The sequence below is a fragment of the Streptomyces mobaraensis NBRC 13819 = DSM 40847 genome, from assembly GCF_017916255.1.
Taxonomy (GTDB): Bacteria; Actinomycetota; Actinomycetes; order Streptomycetales; family Streptomycetaceae; genus Streptomyces; species Streptomyces mobaraensis.
The window spans coordinates 5,576,531-5,593,409 of sequence record NZ_CP072827.1 but is presented as its reverse complement, the minus strand read 5'-3'; the positions used below and the strand labels follow the sequence as shown (position 1 = coordinate 5,593,409).

Here is a 16,879-nt window from a genome sequence, read left to right as displayed (position 1 = left end):
GTCCGATGAAGGACAAGGTCGGCGGCCTCGTGCAACAGCACGGGGACAAGATCGGGCAGGGGCTGGACAAGGCCGCGCGGATGGTCGACGCCAAGACCGACGGCAAGTACAGCAACCAGATCCGGACCGGTGCCGACAAGGCCAAGGAGGCGCTCGGCCGGCTCGCCGAGACCGACGGACCGGGTTCCGGAGGCCCGAAGTCCGAGGGTCCCGGGGGCGGCGCCGGTTCCCCGGCTTCCTGACCGCTTCGTCCGGGTCCGGAGGGCCTGCCTCGTCCGGGTCCGGGAGGACTCCCTGTACGGCGACGGCCGCGGAGCAGCTCGCTCCGCGGCCGTCGCCGTATGCGGGGGCCCTCCGGGCGGCGCTCACACCGGCCGGACGCTCGCGACCGGAGGCGGCCGGAAGCGGTCGTTCAGGACAGGGTGCTCAGGACCGGACGCTCAGGACCAGACCGCGACGTGGTAGCCCACCCCGTACGGCGCCTCCTCGTGCAGCAGCCGGCCGCTCAGTCCCGCGCCCTCCGCCGCGCCCGCGAGCACCTGCCAGGCGGGCCGGCCGACGGCCTGCAACTCGCGGGCCGTGGCGGGGTCCAGGGCGGCGAGGGCGGCGGTGTCGGCGGAGCCCAGGGCCGCCGCGGAGGCCGCGTCGAAGCCTTCCGCCCGCTCGTCGAGGTAGCCGGGCGCCTTGACCGTGCGCCGGGCGCTGCCGTCGCCCATGACCAGCAGCGCGACGCGTTCGTCCCGCGCGGCCAGTTCACGGCCGGCGGCGAGGCAGTCGGCGGGGGCGAGCGACTCGGCCACGCCGAGGCCGGTCACCGGGGCGGCCGACCAGCCGGTGCGCTCCAGCAGCCAGGCGGCGACGGTGAGGGACAGCGGCAGCGTCCGCCCGTCCGTACCGTCCCCGGCGTCGCCCCGGCCCAGCCGGACGTCGAGCGCGACGCCGAAGCCGCGGAACGAACCGCGGGCGCCCGCCGGATAGCCGCCCGCGCCGTCCTCCGGGGCCGGTCCGGCCACGACCAGGCGGTCGGGCCGGGCGGCGGCGAGGACGGCGACGGCGTCCAGGCAGGCGGCCCGCAGCGGGTCCAGCTCCGGGGCGGCCCCGGCGGCGACCTCGGGTACGAGCAGCGGCGGGCAGGGGCACACGGCGGCGGCGACGAGCATGCTCGGAACCTTAAGCCCTCGCCGTGCTCAGTCGCAGCCGCAGCCCGCGGCGGCCGGGGCCGGGGACGGCGCGGGGGCGCCGATGGTCGGGATGCCGAGCAGCACGCCCTTCGGCTTCGCCGCGGCGGCGGCGTTGCGCTTCTCCCAGGCGTCGCCCGCGCGGGTGCGGCGCACGCCCTTCGCCGGGCCCTCGGCCAGCAGGTGGTGCGGGGCGGCGTAGGTGATCTCGACGGTGACGACGTCGCCCGGGCGGACCGGCTCGTCCGGCTTGGTGAAGTGGACCAGCCGGTTGTCGGGCGCCCGGCCGGAGAGCCGCTGGGTGGCGTCGTCCTTGCGGCCCTCGCCCTCGGCGACCAGGATCTCCAGCGTCCGGCCGACCTGCTTCTTGTTCTCCTCCCAGGAGATCCGCTCCTGGAGCTCCACCAGCCGCTCGTAGCGCGCCTGCACGACCTCCTTGGGGATCTGGCCGTCCATGGTCGCGGCCGGGGTGCCGGGGCGCTTGGAGTACTGGAAGGTGAACGCCTGGGCGAAGCGGGCCTCGCGGACCACGTGCATGGTCTGCTCGAAGTCCTCCTCGGTCTCGCCCGGGAAGCCGACGATGATGTCGGTGGAGATCGCGGCGTCCGGCATCGCGGCGCGCACCTTGTCGATGATGCCGAGGAAGCGCTCCTGGCGGTACGAGCGGCGCATGGCCTTCAGGACGGTGTCCGAGCCCGACTGGAGCGGCATGTGGAGCTGCGGCATCACGTTGGGCGTCTCGGCCATCGCGGCGATCACGTCGTCGGTGAAGTCGCGCGGGTGCGGCGAGGTGAAGCGGACGCGCTCCAGGCCCTCGATCTTGCCGCAGGCGCGCAGCAGCTTGGAGAACGCCTCGCGGTCGCCGATGTCGGAGCCGTAGGCATTGACGTTCTGCCCGAGCAGGGTGATCTCGCTGACGCCCTCGGCGACCAGCGCCTCCACCTCGGCCAGGATGTCGCCGGGCCGGCGGTCCTTCTCCTTGCCGCGCAGCGCGGGGACGATGCAGAAGGTGCAGGTGTTGTTGCAGCCGACGGAGATCGAGACCCAGGCGGCGTACGCGCTCTCGCGCCGGGTCGGGAGGGTGGACGGGAACGCCTCCAGCGACTCGGCGATCTCGACCTGCGCCTCCTCCTGGATCCGGGCGCGCTCCAGCAGCACGGGCAGCTTGCCGATGTTGTGCGTGCCGAAGACGACGTCGACCCACGGCGCCTTCTTGACGATGGTGTCGCGGTCCTTCTGCGCCAGGCAGCCGCCGACGGCGATCTGCATGCCGGGGCGCCGGGTCTTCATCGGGGCCAGCCGCCCGAGGTTGCCGTACAGCTTGTTGTCGGCGTTCTCGCGGACGGCGCAGGTGTTGAAGACGACGACGTCGGCGTCGCCCTCCGTGGTGTTCTCGGGGGCGCGGACGTAGCCCGCGTCCTCCAGCAGGCCGGAGAGCCGCTCGGAGTCATGGACGTTCATCTGGCACCCGTAGGTGCGGATGAGATAGGTCTTGGTCGAGGGCACGTCGTGGCTCCGGTCGCTGCTGGTCATGCACACAAGGGTAGGCGGTGTCCCGGAGGACCTCCTCCGTGCCGGAATGTCCCGCTCCGCTCCCGGTCCGCGGCGGCCCGGTCCCGGTGACGGTTCCCTCCCGCGAAGAGCCCGCGCGGCCCTGGCGTCCCCCGGCGCGCGCTGGCAGGATCCGCCCATGGCCCCCCGTACCCCCTTGGGCAGGCGCCGCACCGTATGGGCGGGCGCCCTGTCCGCCGCCCTGCTCGCGCTGCTGACCTGGTCGCTGGCCGCCCCGCCCGAGGACCCGGTGCCCGGCGGCCGGATCACCGTCGCCACCGGGGTGCCGACCGGCGTCTACGCCAAGTACGGCGCCCTCCTCAAGGAGGACCTGCACCGCGACCTCCCGGCGCTGGACGTCCGCCTGCGACTCAGCACCGGCTCCGTCGACAACCTGCGGCGGCTCGCCAGTGGCGACGCGGACTTCGCGATCGCGACCGCCGACGCCGCCGCGGACTACGTCGACAACGACCGCCCGGGCGGCGACCGGCTGCGCGCCTGCGCCCGCCTCTACGACGACTACATGCAGCTGGTGGTGCCCCGGGACGCCCCGGCCCAGTCCATCCGGGACCTCAAGGGGCTCAAGGTCGGCGTGGGAGCCGAGGGCTCCGGGGTGCAGCTGATCACCAGGAGGCTGTTCAAGGCCGCGGGCCTGGACTTCGCCAAGGACATCACCCCCGTCCAGGTCGGCATCGACCGCATGCCGGACCTCCTGGAGAAGGGCGACATCGACGCCTTCTTCTGGTCGGGCGGGCTGCCCACCAATGCCGTCCTGTCGCTCAGCCGGCGGATGCCGGTACGGCTCGTCCAGCTCGGCGACATGATCGGACCGCTGCGCACCCTGGGCCGCGAGACGCGGTTCTACCGGGCCGCGGTGATGCCGGCCGACGCCTACCCGGACATGCGCGCCACCGAGGTGGTGAAGACCATCGCGGTCGCGAACCTGCTGATCACCACCGAGGACACCGACGCGCGCCTCACCGAGGGCGTGACCCGCACGGTGATAGCGAGCCGGGACCGGATCGGGCAGGTGGTGCACGCGGCGCAGCTGGTGGACCTGCGCACGGCGGTCTTCACCGATCCGCTGCCGCTGCACTCCGGGGCGCGGCGGTACTACGTGTCGACGAAGCCCTGACACGGCGCCCGCTCAAGGGCGTTCGCGCGGTACGTCGATGACGACCCGCAGCCCGTGCGGCTCGTTGTGCCCGTAGCGGATGTCCGCGCCACCGGCCGTGAGCAGGGTGCGGGCGATGGAGAGGCCGAGGCCGGACCCCGAGACGTTCTGGTGCCGGCCGCTGCGCCAGAAGCGGTCGCCGACACGGGTGAGTTCCTCGTCCGTCAGCCCCGGGCCCTCGTCGGTGACGGCGACGACGACGCGGTCCCCCGCCGCTTCCAGGGACACCTCGACCCGGCCGTCCTCCGGGGTGAACTTGAGGGCGTTGTCCACGACGGCGTCGAGCGCGCTGGACAGCGCGACGGGGTCGGCCCAGCCCGTGGCCGCCGCCGGGCCGGTGTAGGCGAGGGCGACGCCCTCCCGTTCGGCCACCGGCGACCAGGCGCCCACCCGGTCCGTGACGAGCTCCGCGACGTCGGTCAGCTGGAGGTCGCTCGCGGCGTGCTCGGCGAGGGCGAGGTCGAGGAGGTCGTCCAGCACCCGGGCCAGCCGTTTGCCCTCGGTGCGCACGGAGGCGATCTCCTCGTGCCCGTCGGGCAGTTCCAGCGCCAGCAGCTCGATCCGCAGCAGCAGCGCCGCGAGCGGGTTGCGGAGCTGGTGCGAGGCGTCGGCGACGAAGGCGCGCTGCTGTTCCAGCGACTCCTCCACGTTGTCGGCCATCTCGTTGAACGAGCGGGCGAGCCGCCGGAGTTCCGGCGGCCCCTGGTCGACCACCACCCGGGAGTTGAGGTGGCCGGTGGCCATGTTGTGCGCGGCGGCGTCCAGGGTGCGGACGGGCCGCAGCACCCAGCCGGTCAGCCGGAACGCGGCGGCGACGGCGAGCAGCATCGCCGCCGACTCCCCCGCCAGGATGAGCAGCCACTTGTGCAGGATCCACGAGCGCATCGCCCCGGTGGGCGAGTCGGTGACGACGACCGCGACGACGTCGCCGTCGCGGATCACCGGCGAGGCGACGGTCAGCCGGCGGTGGTCCCAGGGCCAGACCTGCTCGGGGTCGTGGCTGCGCCGCCCGGCCAGGGCCTCCTGGAACGCCCGCCGCCCCTCCGCGTCGGGCGGGCCCTCCCAGCCGAGCGGGGCCGCGGCCATGGCCTTGCCGTTCCGGTAGTAGACGCCGGCGTGTATGCCGTAGAGGTCCTCGTAGCGGTTGAGTTCGGCCCGCAGGGTGATCAGCCGCTCGTCCACGTCGGCGGGCGTCTCGAACGGCCGGGTGGCCACGTACTGGGCGAGCGCGGCGAACCGGGCGGTGTCGTCGATGCGGTCGACCACCAGCCGCTGCTGCTGCACATTGGCCAGGCCGGCGCCGAGCGGGAGGCCGAGGGCGAGCAGCACGCCGGCCATCAGGACGATGAGCAGGGGGAGGAGTCGGGCGCGCACGGAGGTGGCCGGCCGTCACGCCGAGGGGACGACGATTTTGTAGCCGACGCCCCTGACCGTCTCGATCAGCGCGGGCATGCGCAGTTTGCCCCGGAGTGATGCGATGTGCACCTCCAGCGTCCGGCCCGTCCCCTCCCAACTGGTCTGCCACACCTCGCTGATGATCTGCTCCCGGCGGAAGACGACGCCGGGCCGCTGCGCGAGCAGCGCCAGGAGGTCGAACTCCTTGCGGGTGAGCGGGACCGCGAGCCCGTCCACGGAGACGCGGCGGGTGGGGAGTTCGATGGTCAGGCCGCCCAGGCGCAGGGTGCTGCCCGGCACGTCGTCCGGCCCGGGGCCCGGGCCCTGCGGGGTGCGCCGGGCCACCGCGTGGATGCGGGCCAGCAGTTCGCCGGTGTCGTAGGGCTTGACGACGTAGTCGTCGGCGCCCAGGTTCAGGCCGTGGATCTTGGATCGGGTGTCGGCCCGCGCGGTCACCATGATGACGGGGATGCCGGTGCGCTTGCGGATCCTGCCGCAGACCTCGAACCCGTCCTGGTCGGGCAGGCCGAGGTCGAGCAGCACGACGCCGAACGGCGCGGCGTCACCCGGCAGCAGGGCCTGCAGGGCCTCCTCGCCGTTGCGGGCGTGGGTGACGGCGAAGCCGTGCCGGGCCAGTACGGCCGACAGGGCCGCGGCGACGTGGTCGTCGTCCTCCACCAGCAGCAGTCTCACTCGTCCTCCGTCGCCTTCCGTCCGCGTGCCGCCCGCCTCGTACGGTGACACCGCATCCACTCCGATGGACGCGGCGCGCGTCAAGGGGGTGCGGCCCGGCCGGGGGCTTCCGTTATGCAGCCGGTACGCCCCGCGCGCGCCGCGCGCCCCCTTCACCGACGGTGTCCGGCCGCAGCCGGATCGTTATGCTCAATTTCAGCTCAGATGTAATGACGCTGGTCGGGGCGGCTCACTACTGTCCTCTCATTCGAGGAGGACGGAGCGAGGAACGCCGATGAGCGAAGCACCGGTGACCAAGGACGCCACGGCCGCCGAGGGCACCGCCCCCGCGGGGGACCCCCTGGTCGTCCTGGACAAGGTCAACAAGCACTTCGGGCAGTTGCACGTGCTTCAGGACATCGACCTCACCATCGCCCGGGGCGAGGTGGTCGTCGTCATCGGCCCGTCCGGTTCCGGGAAGTCGACGCTCTGCCGGACGATCAACCGGCTGGAGACGACGGACTCCGGGTCGATCACCATCGACGGCCGGCCGCTGCCCCAGGAGGGCCGGGAGCTGGCGCGGCTCCGCGCCGACGTGGGCATGGTCTTCCAGTCCTTCAACCTGTTCGCGCACAAGACCGTGCTGGACAACGTGACGCTCGGCCAGGTCAAGGTGCGCAAGAAGGACCGCAAGTCGGCCGAGGCCACCGCGCGCACCCTCCTCGACCGCGTGGGCGTCGGCGCCCAGGCGGACAAGTACCCGGCCCAGCTCTCCGGCGGCCAGCAGCAGCGCGTGGCCATCGCCCGCGCGCTCGCCATGGACCCCAAGGTGATGCTCTTCGACGAGCCGACCTCCGCCCTGGACCCGGAGATGATCAACGAGGTGCTGGAGGTCATGCAGCAGCTCGCCCGGGACGGGATGACCATGGTCGTCGTCACCCACGAGATGGGCTTCGCCCGCTCCGCCGCCAACCGCGTGGTCTTCATGGCCGACGGCCGCATCGTCGAGGAGGCGCGGCCGGACAGCTTCTTCAGCAACCCGCGCAGCGACCGGGCCAAGGACTTCCTCTCCAAGATCCTCCACCACTGAGCCCCTCCCTTCACCCCACCCCCACGCCGTCCTCCCGCAGGGCGAACACCCGCCGACCCAAAGGATGTTCACGATGAAGCTCCGGAAGACCGCCGCCGTGGCCGCCGTGGTGGTGGCGCTGGCCGCGTCCGCGACCGCCTGCGGCAAGGACCGCGACACCGACGACAAGAAGGCCGACCCCGGAGCCGGCTCCTCGGCCCCGGCGGTCCCGACCTACAAGGTCAACACGGCGGCCGACGTGAAGGGTTCGCCGGTCTTCGAGAAGATCAAGGGCAAGAAGATCACCATCGGCACCAAGGCCGACCAGCCCTTCCTCGGCTTCGAGAACCCCAGCGACAAGACGCGCTCCGGCTTCGACGTGGAGATCGCCCGGATGATCGCGGCGGACCTCGGCTTCGACAAGGACCACATCGAGTTCAAGACGGTGCCCTCGGAGGCCCGCGAGACCCAGATCGCCAACGGCGGCGTCGACCTCTACGTCGGCACGTACACGATCAACGACGAGCGCAAGAAGCAGATCGACTTCGGCGGCCCGTACTACATCGCCGGCCAGGACCTGCTCGTCAAGGCCGACAGCGACATCAAGGGCCCGGACGACATCAAGGGCAAGAAGGTCTGCTCGGCCACCGGCTCCACCCCGCTGAAGCGGATCAAGGAGGCCAAGTACGGCGCCAAGGAGGTCAAGGCGCAGCAGGGTTACCAGCTCTGTGTGCAGGAGCTCCTCAACGACACGGTGGACGCCGTCACCACCGACGATTCGATCCTCAAGGGCTACGCCGCGCAGAACAAGGGCAAGCTCAAGGTCGTCGGCAGCCCGTTCTCCAAGGAGCCGTACGGCGTCGGCCTGAAGAAGGGCGACAAGGCGCTGCGCGACGCGGTCAACAACGCGCTGGAAGCCCACATGAAGAACGGCGACTGGAAGAAGGCGTACGACGCCACCCTGGGCCAGTCGGGCGCGGCCGCCCAGGAGCCGCCCGCCGTCGACCGGTACTGACGCCACCGATTGCCGCCTGCCGGGCCGCCCCGGCCCCCTGAGCGGGGGCCGGGGCCCCGGGGACGACCGCCACGCGATTCCGGAGAAGTGACTTGAACGTTCTGACGGACCACTTCGCGGAGTTCCGCGAAGGCTTCCTCAACACCGTGGAACTGACGGTGCTGAGCGCACTGCTGGCCCTGGTGCTGGGCACCCTGATCGCCGCTTTCCGGGTCTCTCCGGTGCCCGCGCTGCGCGTCTTCGGCACGACCTGGGTGACACTGCTGCGCAACACCCCGCTCGTGCTCCTCTTCCTCGCCGTGACCCTCGGCCTGCCGGCGCTGGGCCTCAAGGGCTGGGACTCCTTCTGGCTCGCCGTGCTGGCCCTCGGCTGCTACACCTCGGCGTTCATCTGCGAGGCCATCCGCTCGGGCATCAACACCGTGCCGATGGGACAGGCGGAGGCCGCCCGCTCGATCGGGATGACCTTCGGCCAGACGCTGAGCCAGGTCGTCCTCCCGCAGGCGCTGCGGACCGCGATACCCCCGATCGGCAGCCTGATGATCGCGCTGACCAAGAACACGGCCATCGCCTCGGGCTTCAACGTGGCCGAACTCGGGGCCCTCCAGAAGCAGCTCAACGGCGACGAGGGGTACAACATCTACGTCATCTTCCTCTGGATCGCGATCTGCTACCTCATCATCACCTTCGTGATCAGCGGCCTCTTCAGGCTGCTGGAGAGCCGGATGGCGGTGGCCCGATGAGCACCAACGTCCTCTTCGACGCCCCCGGCCCCAAGGCCCGCGTCCGCAACCGCGTCTACGGCGTCCTCGCGTCCGTCGCGATCCTCGGCCTGATCGCCTTCGTCCTCCACCGGCTGGACGTGACCGGGCAGTTCCAGCACGGCCTGTGGGACACCTACCAGTACAACGACACGCAGGAACGCATCGTCGAGGGCCTGCTGACGACCCTCAAGACGTTCGCCATCGCCGCGGCCCTCTCGCTCGCGCTCGGCGCGCTGCTGGCCACCGGGCGGCTCTCCGACCACCGGCCGGTGCGCTGGGCGGCCACCGTGCTGGTGGAGTTCTTCCGCGCCATGCCGCTGCTCATCATGATCTTCCTGCTGTACGCGGCGATCTTCACCACCGAGCCCATGTGGGCCCTGGTCATCGGCCTGACCCTGTACAACGGGTCGGTACAGGCGGAGATCTTCCGGTCCGGCATCAAAGCCCTCCCGAAGGGCCAGAGCGAGGCCGCCTACGCCATCGGGCTGCGCAAGACCCAGGTGATGACGGGCATCCTGGTGCCGCAGGCCGTCCGCTCGATGCTGCCCTCGATCATCAGCCAGCTCGTGGTGACGCTCAAGGACACCTCACTGGGCTTCATCATCCTCTACGAGGAACTGCTCTTCGTGGGCAAGTCGTTCGCGCAGCAGCAGGTGCCGGTGGGCGGGGTCTACCCGTTCATCCCGATGGTCATCGTCTTCGGTTCGATCTACATCCTGCTCTGCCTCGCCCTGTCCGGCATCGCCAACTGGATCGAACGGCGCACGAAGCGCTCCCGCAAGGGCGCCCCTCCCGCTCCCCCCGTCCCGGTGGAGCTGGGGAACGCCGCCGGGGCAGGTCCGGCGGCCTGACCGGGTGGTGCCCCGGTGGCGCGCGACGGCTCCCGGTCCCTCCGCGGACCGGGGGGCGTACGCCACCGGCGCGCCGCCGGGGGACCACTGATCACTTGACGCAAGCACCGGCAATGGGTTGCATACGTTCTGTGATCGCGCTCCGTCTCCTCACCACCCTCGCGCCGTGGACCCGGTGACCGTCGTCGGGGCCGGCCCCGTCGGCCTCGCGCTCGCCCTGGCCCTCTCCCGTCACGAGGTGCCCGTCGTCGTCCTGGACGAGAGACCGGCCGGCGACGCGGACCTCGGCGAACGGCGGCTCGCCCGGACGGCCGTGCTGCGGCCGGACACCGCCGCGATGCTGGAGCGGCTCGGCTGCACCACCGCGGAGGGCGCCCGCTGGACGGGCTGGCGCACCCTGCGCCGGCGGTCGACGGTGGTCCGGGTGGCCTTCACCGGGCCCGACGCGGGCAAGGAAGTCGCGGCGGACGACGGGGCGTTCGTCCCCGACGACGAGCACGCGCCCGCCGAGGAGGTACCGGACGGCGGCCCCGGCGAGCCGCCGCCACTCCACCTCCCGCAGCACGCGCTGGTCCGCGAACTGCGGGCGGCGCTGGCCGCCCACGAGACCGCCCGGATCGTCCCCGACAGCCGGGTGACGGCGCTCCGGCAGGACGGCGGAGGGGTCACGGTGGAGACCCAGCGCGGGGTGGCCTGGCGGGCGAGCCATCTGGTCGGCTGCGACGGCGCGCGGTCCACCGTGCGCAAGCTGCTGGACGCGCGCTTCCCCGGGCGCACCAACGTCGAGCGGTACGCCGTCGCGGCGCTGCGCACCGAGCTGCCGTGGCCCGGCGAGGCCGTGCTGCAGCGGTCGCCGCTGCGCGGCGTGGAGGTGACGGCCCGTCCGCTGCCGGACGGGGTGTGGCGGCTCGACTGGCTGCTGCCGCCGGACGGCGGACTGGTCACCCCGGAGGCCCTGTTGGGCCATATCCACGACTCGCTGGGGGCGTGGTGCGGGGACGTGCCCCCCTACGAGCTGCTGGACACCGGCGTGTACGCCGTGCACCACCGCCTCGCGCGCCGGTGGCGCGTCGGGCGCGCCTTCCTCGCCGGGGACGCCGCCCACCAGTTGGGCACCTTCGGCACCCAGGGACTGGACGAGGGACTGCGGGACGCCGGGAACCTCGCCTGGAAGCTCGCCCTCGCCTGGCGCCACGGCGCCTCGGAGGCGCTGCTCGACAGCTACGAGGAGGAGCGCCGGGAGGCGGTCGGCTGCCTGCTGCGGTCCGCCGACCGGGCGCTGCCCGCGGTCCGGGGCACGGGCGGCTGGCGCGCGGTCCGGCGGAGCGTCGTGCCGGGTTCGGTGCGCGGCCACGACGCGATTCTGACGGAGGGTCATCTGGGGCGGGGGGAGCTGGCCGGTCCGGTGCTGTACGGCCGTACGCCCCTGGCGCCGGCGCCGCCCGCCGGCTCGGTGCCCGTCGGCACCCCGGTCGGGGCCCCGGTGGAGGACGTTCCGGTGACCGCGCCGGACGGGTCGTCGGTCCGGCTGCACGACCGGCTCGACGGCCCCCTCCTCGTGGTGCTGGTCGCCCCCGGTACAGGGGTCTGGGAGCGCCGGCACTGGCTCGGCGCGGGGCTGATGCCCGGGCTGGCCGCCGCCGTGGACGGGCTGCCGATGCGGGCCGAACTGCTGGTGGCGGAGGGGTATCCGGGGGCCGCGGCGCACACGGTGCTGGTGGTGCGGCCGGACGGCTACCTGGTGGCCGCGCTCTCCGGGGTGCGGCCCGCCGAGCTCTCCGCGTGCGCGGACGCCACGCGCGGCGGCGCCCCGGAGCCGGTCCCGGCGACGGGGACGGACCTCGTCAAGGAGCCGGCCGGCGGCACTTCGGATGTCGCGGGGGCTTCGGGTGTCGCGGATGCTTCGGGGGCTTCGGGTGTTTCGGGGGCTTCGAGTGTTTCGGGGGCCGGACCGGAGAGCGCCGTGGAGGCGGCCGCCCGTGAGGCTTCGGCCAAGCGTTGACCGGGGTGGACGGTCGATGGTTCACTCCGGAACGTGACTGACGGAGGCGCGCGTTTCTGGCGGAGGGTCCATGTGGACCTGCTCCGCTACGCGGGCTGTGTCTGTCGTCCGTCCTGCTGATCCGCTGCCACCGCGCGCCGCCGACGACGGCTCGGGTGCCCGCTTCGTGCGCGCTCCGGGCCGCGGCGCGCTCCTCCGCGATCCTCCAGGACGGTTCCCGTTGTCTGTGCCTCCCCGTACGTCCCTCCGCACGTCTCCTTCCGCCCGGTCCGGCGCGCCCTCCGCGGCCGAACTCCTCGACTTCGTCCGGGAGGTGGCTGCCGACGCGGCCCTCGTCTCCTCACTCCCCCTCGACCCCGCCGGCCGCACCTGGATCCGGCTGGACGGGCCCGGCGGCTGCGAGGCATGGCTCATCGGCTGGCCGCCCGGCGCCGGCACCGGCTGGCACGACCACGGCGGCTCGCACGGCGCCTTCGTCACCGCCCGGGGCGCCCTGACCGAGCAGTCGCTGGCCGCCCGGCTGCCCACCGAGGGGTGGAAGACCCTGGAACTGGCGGACGGCGTCGACCGCGAACGCCGGCTCGCCGAGCGGGACGGCCGGGCGTTCGGCCCGCACCACGTCCACCAGGTCTTCAACGCGGAGGCCGGGCACGCGGTGTCCGCGCACGCCTACCACCCGCCGCTGCCGATGATGCGGCGCTACAGCAGGACCGGGCCGGTGCTGCGGCTGGAACAGGTCGAGTGGCCGGAGGAGTGGGCATGAGGGTCGAGGAACTGCTCGCCGCCGCCCGCGCGGAACTGGACCGGCTGTCCCCCGCCGAGGCCGCCGAGGTCCAGGCACGCGGCGGGCTGCTGGTGGACATCCGCTACGCCGCCCTGCGGGAGCGCGACGGCACGATCCCCGGCGCGCTGATCGTGGAACGCAACGAACTGGAGTGGCGCCTGGACCCCGCCTGCGAGCACCGGGCCCCGGAGGCCACCGGCCACGACCTGCCGGTGGTGGTCGTCTGCGACGAGGGCTACGCCTCGTCGCTGGCCGCCGTCTCACTGCGCCGGCTGGGCCTGCGCCGGGCCACCGACCTGATCGGCGGCTTCCGCGCCTGGCGGGCGGCGGGACTGCCGGTGGCGCGCTGACCGCGGGTGCCGGGGCACAGCTGACCGCAGGTGCCGGGCACCCCGGCACCTACTCCCCCGGCGGCAGGTACGCGTCCAGCGCCTCGGGGTCGTCGCCCTCCTCCTCGAGCGCCCGTCGCACGACCCGGAGGGCGAGGCCCTCGGAGTAGCCCTTGCGGGCGAGCATGCCGACGAGGCGGCGCAGCCGTTTCTCCCGGTCCAGGCCGCGGGTCGTGCGCAGTCTGCGCTCGACCAGGTCGCGGGCGGTGCGCTCCTCCTGGTCCGCGTCGAGCCGGCCGACGGCCTCGTCGACCAGCGCCGCGTCGACGCCCTTGGTGCGCAGCTCGCGGGCCAGGGCCCGGCGGGCCAGCCCGCGGCCGCGGTGCCGGGAGTCCACCCAGGCGCCGGCGAACGCGGCGTCGTCGATCAGCCCGACCTCCTCGAAGCGGGACAGCACCTCCTCCGTCACCTCGTCGGGGATCCCGCGTTTGGCCAGTGCCTCGGCGAGCTGCTTCCGGGTGCGCGCGCTCCCGGTGAGCAGGCGCAGGCAGATCGCCCGCGCCTGCTCCTCGGGCGGCGGCGGTGCCGTGTCCCCGGCCCTCGACGAGGACGCGGCACCACCGCCCGTACGCTCGCGGTGCTCGCCACGGTCACCGCGCTCCCCACGGCCCGCACGGTGCTCAACGGCCTGCTCGGGCCAGTCGCTTCGCCGTGTCATGGGCGGCTAGCCCTTGGCCGCGGCCTTGGCCTTCCCCGTGGCCTTGGCGGCCGGGGCGGGCACGGCCTTGGCGGGCTCGGCCGGGGCGCCCGCCGCGTCCGCGCCCGGCTCACCGCCCGCCGCCTCGGGCTTCACGCCCACGCCCAGCTTCTCCTTGATCTTCTTCTCGATCTCGTTGGCGAGATCGGGGTTGTCCTTGAGGAAGTTGCGGGCGTTCTCCTTGCCCTGGCCGAGCTGGTCGCCCTCGTACGTGTACCAGGCCCCGGCCTTGCGCACGAAGCCGTGCTCCACACCCATGTCGATCAGGCCGCCCTCGCGGCTGATGCCCTGGCCGTAGAGGATGTCGAACTCGGCCTGCTTGAAGGGCGGCGCGACCTTGTTCTTGACGACCTTGCAACGGGTGCGGTTGCCGACCGCCTCCGTGCCGTCCTTCAGGGTCTCGATGCGACGGATGTCGATCCGCACCGAGGCGTAGAACTTGAGCGCCCGGCCACCGGTCGTGGTCTCCGGAGAGCCGAACATCACGCCGATCTTCTCGCGGAGCTGGTTGATGAAGATCGCGGTGGTCTTGGACTGGTTCAGCGCGCTGGTGATCTTCCGGAGCGCCTGGCTCATCAGCCGGGCCTGGAGGCCCACGTGCGAGTCGCCCATCTCGCCCTCGATCTCCGCGCGCGGCACCAGGGCGGCCACGGAGTCGATGACGATCAGGTCGAGCGCGCCGGAGCGGACCAGCATGTCGACGATCTCCAGCGCCTGCTCACCGTTGTCCGGCTGGGACAGGATCAGGTTGTCGATGTCGACGCCCAGCTTGCGGGCGTACTCGGGGTCGAGCGCGTGCTCGGCGTCGACGAACGCCACCGTGCCGCCGGCCCGCTGGGCGTTGGCCACCGCGTGCAAGGTGAGGGTCGTCTTACCGGAGGACTCCGGTCCGTAGATCTCGACGACGCGGCCCCGGGGGAGCCCGCCGACGCCGAGCGCGACGTCGAGAGCGGTCGACCCGGTGGAGATGACCTCGATGGGCTCGTTGGGACGCTCACCGAGGCGCATCACGGCGCCCTTGCCGAATTGCCGTTCGATTTGCGCGAGCGCGGCGTCGAGCGCCTTCTCGCGGTCCGTGCCTGCCATGGGTTCCACCCGGTTCGTTTGAGTCGATCGCTTCACGTCCACGACGCTAGCGCCTGCCACTGACAACGGGCCCGGGCACCGCGCTGACCTGGAGAAACACCTTCTCCCCACAGGCCCGGTCCATCCATGAGAATGGATGTTCGATTTTTGTGTCAAACGCGCCACGCGCGTCGAGAGGAACGGGAATCCGGCTCGCGGACGGGGTCCGGCCGGGCGCGGGGAGACGGGCTCGGAGAGACGGGCTCGGGGAGGGCGGGGGTTCCGCGGGCGGGGCCCCGGGAGCCGGCGACGGCAGCGGCGACGGTCAGCGCCGGTCGGCGGGGATCTCCATCGCCCGGCACACCGCGCGCCACACGTCCTTGGCGTCCCAGCCGGCGTCGAGCGCCTCGCGCACCGTCCTGCCGCCCAGTTCCGACATCACGTGATCACGTGCGAAGGAGTCGGCGTACGCCGCCCCGAAGTGGTCGGCCATTCGCCGCCAGAAGTCCGTCAACCGCATGTACGCAGGGTAAGGCGTCACCCGGCGGAGCCGGGCACGCCGGCCGGGCCGAGGCCGCCCCGCGGCTCGGTGCCGCCGGGGGTCAGCGCCCGCCCCCGCCGCATCAGGACCACCTGCTGGACGGCCAGCGACAGTCCCAGACCGAGCAGCAGAGAGCCGCCGTCGAACGGCTCGTGGAACAGCGCGTACTCGACACCCGTCAACGCGAACCGCGCGCCGATGGTCAGCAGCCACAACCGCAGCGTCACCGAGTCGCCCCGGCGCCACACCACCCCGTCGCGGTCCCGCCAGAGCGGCATGGTCCTGCCCCGCAGCCACCCGAACACCGCGGAGACGACGAGCCCCACCGCCAGGAACGCCAGCCCGGCCGCGGTGGTCCGCGCGGGCCCCGGGGGCAACAGGCCACGGACGACCAGCAGGGCGACCCAGACGAACGCCACCGCCCGTACCCGCCGGGCCCGGAACTGCAGGAACAGCACCAGCCCGACGATCCCCAGGATCACGACGGCGTTGCCGGCCCCGAGCAGACCGGCCCCGTTCCCGTCCGCGGCGGCGCTCGCCACCGCCGACACCGCGGTTCGTCCCTCGTCCACGACCGGCCCCTCCACTCCCCCGGATTCCACTGATCCTAAAGCCCCCGGAAACGGCCGCCCGAGCGCCCTCCGGCCCCCGCACGTCAACCGCGCGCCCCCTGTCCGCCGCCCCTGCGGGTGCAGCCGGGCACGAGCCGCTGACCGGCGGCGTTCCGGGCCCTACGGTCTGTTCCATGGCACCGTCCGGAGCATCCCCCGCAGCCCGCGCCGAAGACTTCATCTGGCTGACCGCCCGCGTCCTCGAACAGCGCAGATTCGCCTTCCACTTCCGCGACGGCAGCCCCGACGCCGTCGAGGCGGCCCTCACGGCCTACCGGGGCGACGACGGCGGCTACGGGCACGCCCTGGACCCCGACCTCCGCGGCCCGGTGAGCCAGCCGCACCACACCGCGCACGCCCTGCGCGTCCTGGACGAGATCGGCCGCTGCGGGGACCGCCGGGCCGAGGCCGTCTGCCGCTTCCTGACCGCGATCTCCACCCCCGACGGCGCCCTGCCCGCCCTGCACCCCGCGTCCGCCGGCTGGCCGGCCGCCCCCTGGCACCCCGCCGCCGGCGCCCGGGCCGGCACCGGCTCCCTGCTGACCACCGGCCCGGTGGTGGGCCTGCTGCACCGCAACGCCGTGTGGCACGCCTGGCTGTTCCGCGCCACGGACTTCTGCTGGGCCGCGATCGAGGCGCTGTCCCTCGGCGGCCGGCCGCACCCGTACGAGGTCGAGGCGGCGGTCGCGTTCCTCGACGGCGTCCCCGACCGCAAGCGGGCCGAGGCCGCCGCGGACCGGCTCGGCCGGGTGGTACGGGAGCAGCGGCTGGCCGTGCTGGACCCGGAGCGGACCGGCGCCGGCCCGGGCGAGGGCGTCCCGCAGAACCGGCCCCCGGCGCACTTCCCGCACGACTACGCGCGCAGCCCCGACTCCCGGGCCCGCTCCTGGTTCACCGACGCCGAGCTCGAACGGTCGCTGGACCACCTCGCCGCCGCCCAGCAGGAGGACGGCGGCTGGCCGCTGCGGCGGCGCGCCTGGGCGCCCGGCACGGCCCTCGAAGGCCGCCCGATGGCCACCATCGACGCGCTCCTGACCCTGCGCGCCCACGGCCGCGGCGCCTCCCTGCCGTCCCCGCGACTCTGCGCCGATCAGCTCTGACCCCGGCTGACCTGGGCTGAC

At 73.3% G+C, this 16,879-nt stretch carries 19 protein-coding genes; 11 read left to right on the top strand and 8 right to left on the bottom strand.

What is annotated here, in order from left to right; genetic code table 11:
* Window positions 1-5: 5 nt before the first annotated feature.
* Window positions 6-242: an antitoxin gene (locus J7W19_RS24225; RefSeq protein ID WP_411848845.1), complete on the top strand. Its 237-nt coding sequence runs from the start codon at window positions 6-8 to the stop codon at window positions 240-242.
* Window positions 243-440: 198 nt separating this feature from the next.
* On the opposite strand, the gene J7W19_RS24220 is transcribed toward J7W19_RS24225, so the two are convergent.
* Window positions 441-1,160, bottom strand: a complete 720-nt coding sequence (locus J7W19_RS24220; protein WP_004945366.1) for a class III extradiol dioxygenase subunit B-like domain-containing protein — start codon at window positions 1,158-1,160, stop codon at window positions 441-443.
* 27 nt (window positions 1,161-1,187) lie between these two features.
* On the bottom strand, window positions 1,188-2,711 hold the full coding sequence (gene miaB / locus J7W19_RS24215) for a tRNA (N6-isopentenyl adenosine(37)-C2)-methylthiotransferase MiaB (protein WP_004945368.1): 1,524 nt from the start codon (window positions 2,709-2,711) through the stop codon (window positions 1,188-1,190).
* Window positions 2,712-2,868: 157 nt separating this feature from the next.
* Here miaB and J7W19_RS24210 point away from each other — a divergent pair, with 157 nt between their 5' ends.
* Complete coding sequence (locus J7W19_RS24210; protein WP_004945371.1) at window positions 2,869-3,864, top strand: TAXI family TRAP transporter solute-binding subunit; 996 nt, start codon at window positions 2,869-2,871, stop codon at window positions 3,862-3,864.
* Between the two features lie 12 nt (window positions 3,865-3,876).
* On the opposite strand, the gene J7W19_RS24205 is transcribed toward J7W19_RS24210, so the two are convergent.
* The gene (locus J7W19_RS24205; RefSeq protein WP_004945375.1) at window positions 3,877-5,277 is read right to left on the bottom strand and encodes a sensor histidine kinase; all 1,401 of its coding nucleotides are present in this window, start codon (window positions 5,275-5,277) and stop codon (window positions 3,877-3,879) included.
* 15 nt (window positions 5,278-5,292) lie between these two features.
* The gene (locus tag J7W19_RS24200; protein ID WP_004945377.1) at window positions 5,293-5,991 is read right to left on the bottom strand and encodes a response regulator transcription factor; all 699 of its coding nucleotides are present in this window, start codon (window positions 5,989-5,991) and stop codon (window positions 5,293-5,295) included.
* 274 nt (window positions 5,992-6,265) lie between these two features.
* Here J7W19_RS24200 and J7W19_RS24195 point away from each other — a divergent pair, with 274 nt between their 5' ends.
* The 8 genes from J7W19_RS24195 (at window position 6,266) to J7W19_RS24165 (ending at window position 12,805) form a co-directional block, all read left to right on the top strand.
* On the top strand, window positions 6,266-7,060 hold the full coding sequence (locus J7W19_RS24195; protein ID WP_004945380.1) for an amino acid ABC transporter ATP-binding protein: 795 nt from the start codon (window positions 6,266-6,268) through the stop codon (window positions 7,058-7,060).
* 73 nt (window positions 7,061-7,133) lie between these two features.
* Window positions 7,134-8,054, top strand: coding sequence for a glutamate ABC transporter substrate-binding protein (locus J7W19_RS24190; RefSeq protein ID WP_004945384.1), 921 nt, complete (start codon window positions 7,134-7,136; stop codon window positions 8,052-8,054).
* 92 nt (window positions 8,055-8,146) lie between these two features.
* Window positions 8,147-8,797 (top strand): amino acid ABC transporter permease, encoded by a 651-nt coding sequence (locus J7W19_RS24185; protein ID WP_004945387.1) that lies wholly within the window; start codon window positions 8,147-8,149, stop codon window positions 8,795-8,797.
* Window positions 8,794-9,669 (top strand): amino acid ABC transporter permease, encoded by an 876-nt coding sequence (locus J7W19_RS24180; protein WP_004945388.1) that lies wholly within the window; start codon window positions 8,794-8,796, stop codon window positions 9,667-9,669. Before J7W19_RS24185 ends, J7W19_RS24180 begins: the two co-directional genes overlap by 4 nt.
* Window positions 9,670-9,835: 166 nt before the next feature.
* The gene (locus J7W19_RS24175; RefSeq protein WP_078588041.1) at window positions 9,836-11,671 is read left to right on the top strand and encodes an FAD-dependent oxidoreductase; all 1,836 of its coding nucleotides are present in this window, start codon (window positions 9,836-9,838) and stop codon (window positions 11,669-11,671) included.
* 33 nt (window positions 11,672-11,704) lie between these two features.
* Window positions 11,705-11,791, top strand: a complete 87-nt coding sequence (locus J7W19_RS33705; protein ID WP_313772161.1) for a putative leader peptide — start codon at window positions 11,705-11,707, stop codon at window positions 11,789-11,791.
* Window positions 11,792-11,897: 106 nt separating this feature from the next.
* Window positions 11,898-12,434, top strand: a complete 537-nt coding sequence (locus J7W19_RS24170) for a cupin domain-containing protein (RefSeq protein ID WP_004945393.1) — start codon at window positions 11,898-11,900, stop codon at window positions 12,432-12,434.
* Window positions 12,431-12,805, top strand: a complete 375-nt coding sequence (locus J7W19_RS24165; protein ID WP_004945396.1) for a rhodanese-like domain-containing protein — start codon at window positions 12,431-12,433, stop codon at window positions 12,803-12,805. Before J7W19_RS24170 ends, J7W19_RS24165 begins: the two co-directional genes overlap by 4 nt.
* Before the next feature lie 49 nt (window positions 12,806-12,854).
* On the opposite strand, the gene recX is transcribed toward J7W19_RS24165, so the two are convergent.
* From recX to J7W19_RS24145, 4 genes are all read right to left on the bottom strand, one after another.
* The gene (gene recX / locus J7W19_RS24160) at window positions 12,855-13,502 is read right to left on the bottom strand and encodes a recombination regulator RecX (protein ID WP_004945400.1); all 648 of its coding nucleotides are present in this window, start codon (window positions 13,500-13,502) and stop codon (window positions 12,855-12,857) included.
* A 6-nt stretch (window positions 13,503-13,508) separates the two neighbouring features.
* Complete coding sequence (recA, locus tag J7W19_RS24155; RefSeq protein ID WP_004945402.1) at window positions 13,509-14,627, bottom strand: recombinase RecA; 1,119 nt, start codon at window positions 14,625-14,627, stop codon at window positions 13,509-13,511.
* Window positions 14,628-14,931: 304 nt separating this feature from the next.
* On the bottom strand, window positions 14,932-15,126 hold the full coding sequence (locus J7W19_RS24150; RefSeq protein ID WP_004945405.1) for a DUF3046 domain-containing protein: 195 nt from the start codon (window positions 15,124-15,126) through the stop codon (window positions 14,932-14,934).
* A 17-nt stretch (window positions 15,127-15,143) separates the two neighbouring features.
* Window positions 15,144-15,719: a hypothetical protein gene (locus J7W19_RS24145; protein ID WP_210455373.1), complete on the bottom strand. Its 576-nt coding sequence runs from the start codon at window positions 15,717-15,719 to the stop codon at window positions 15,144-15,146.
* A gap of 173 nt (window positions 15,720-15,892) precedes the next feature.
* Between J7W19_RS24145 and J7W19_RS24140 the strand changes: the two genes are divergently transcribed.
* A complete protein-coding gene (locus J7W19_RS24140) occupies window positions 15,893-16,858 on the top strand; it encodes a hypothetical protein (protein WP_004945411.1) in 966 nt (321 codons plus the stop codon).
* The last annotated feature ends 21 nt before the right edge of the window (window positions 16,859-16,879 follow it).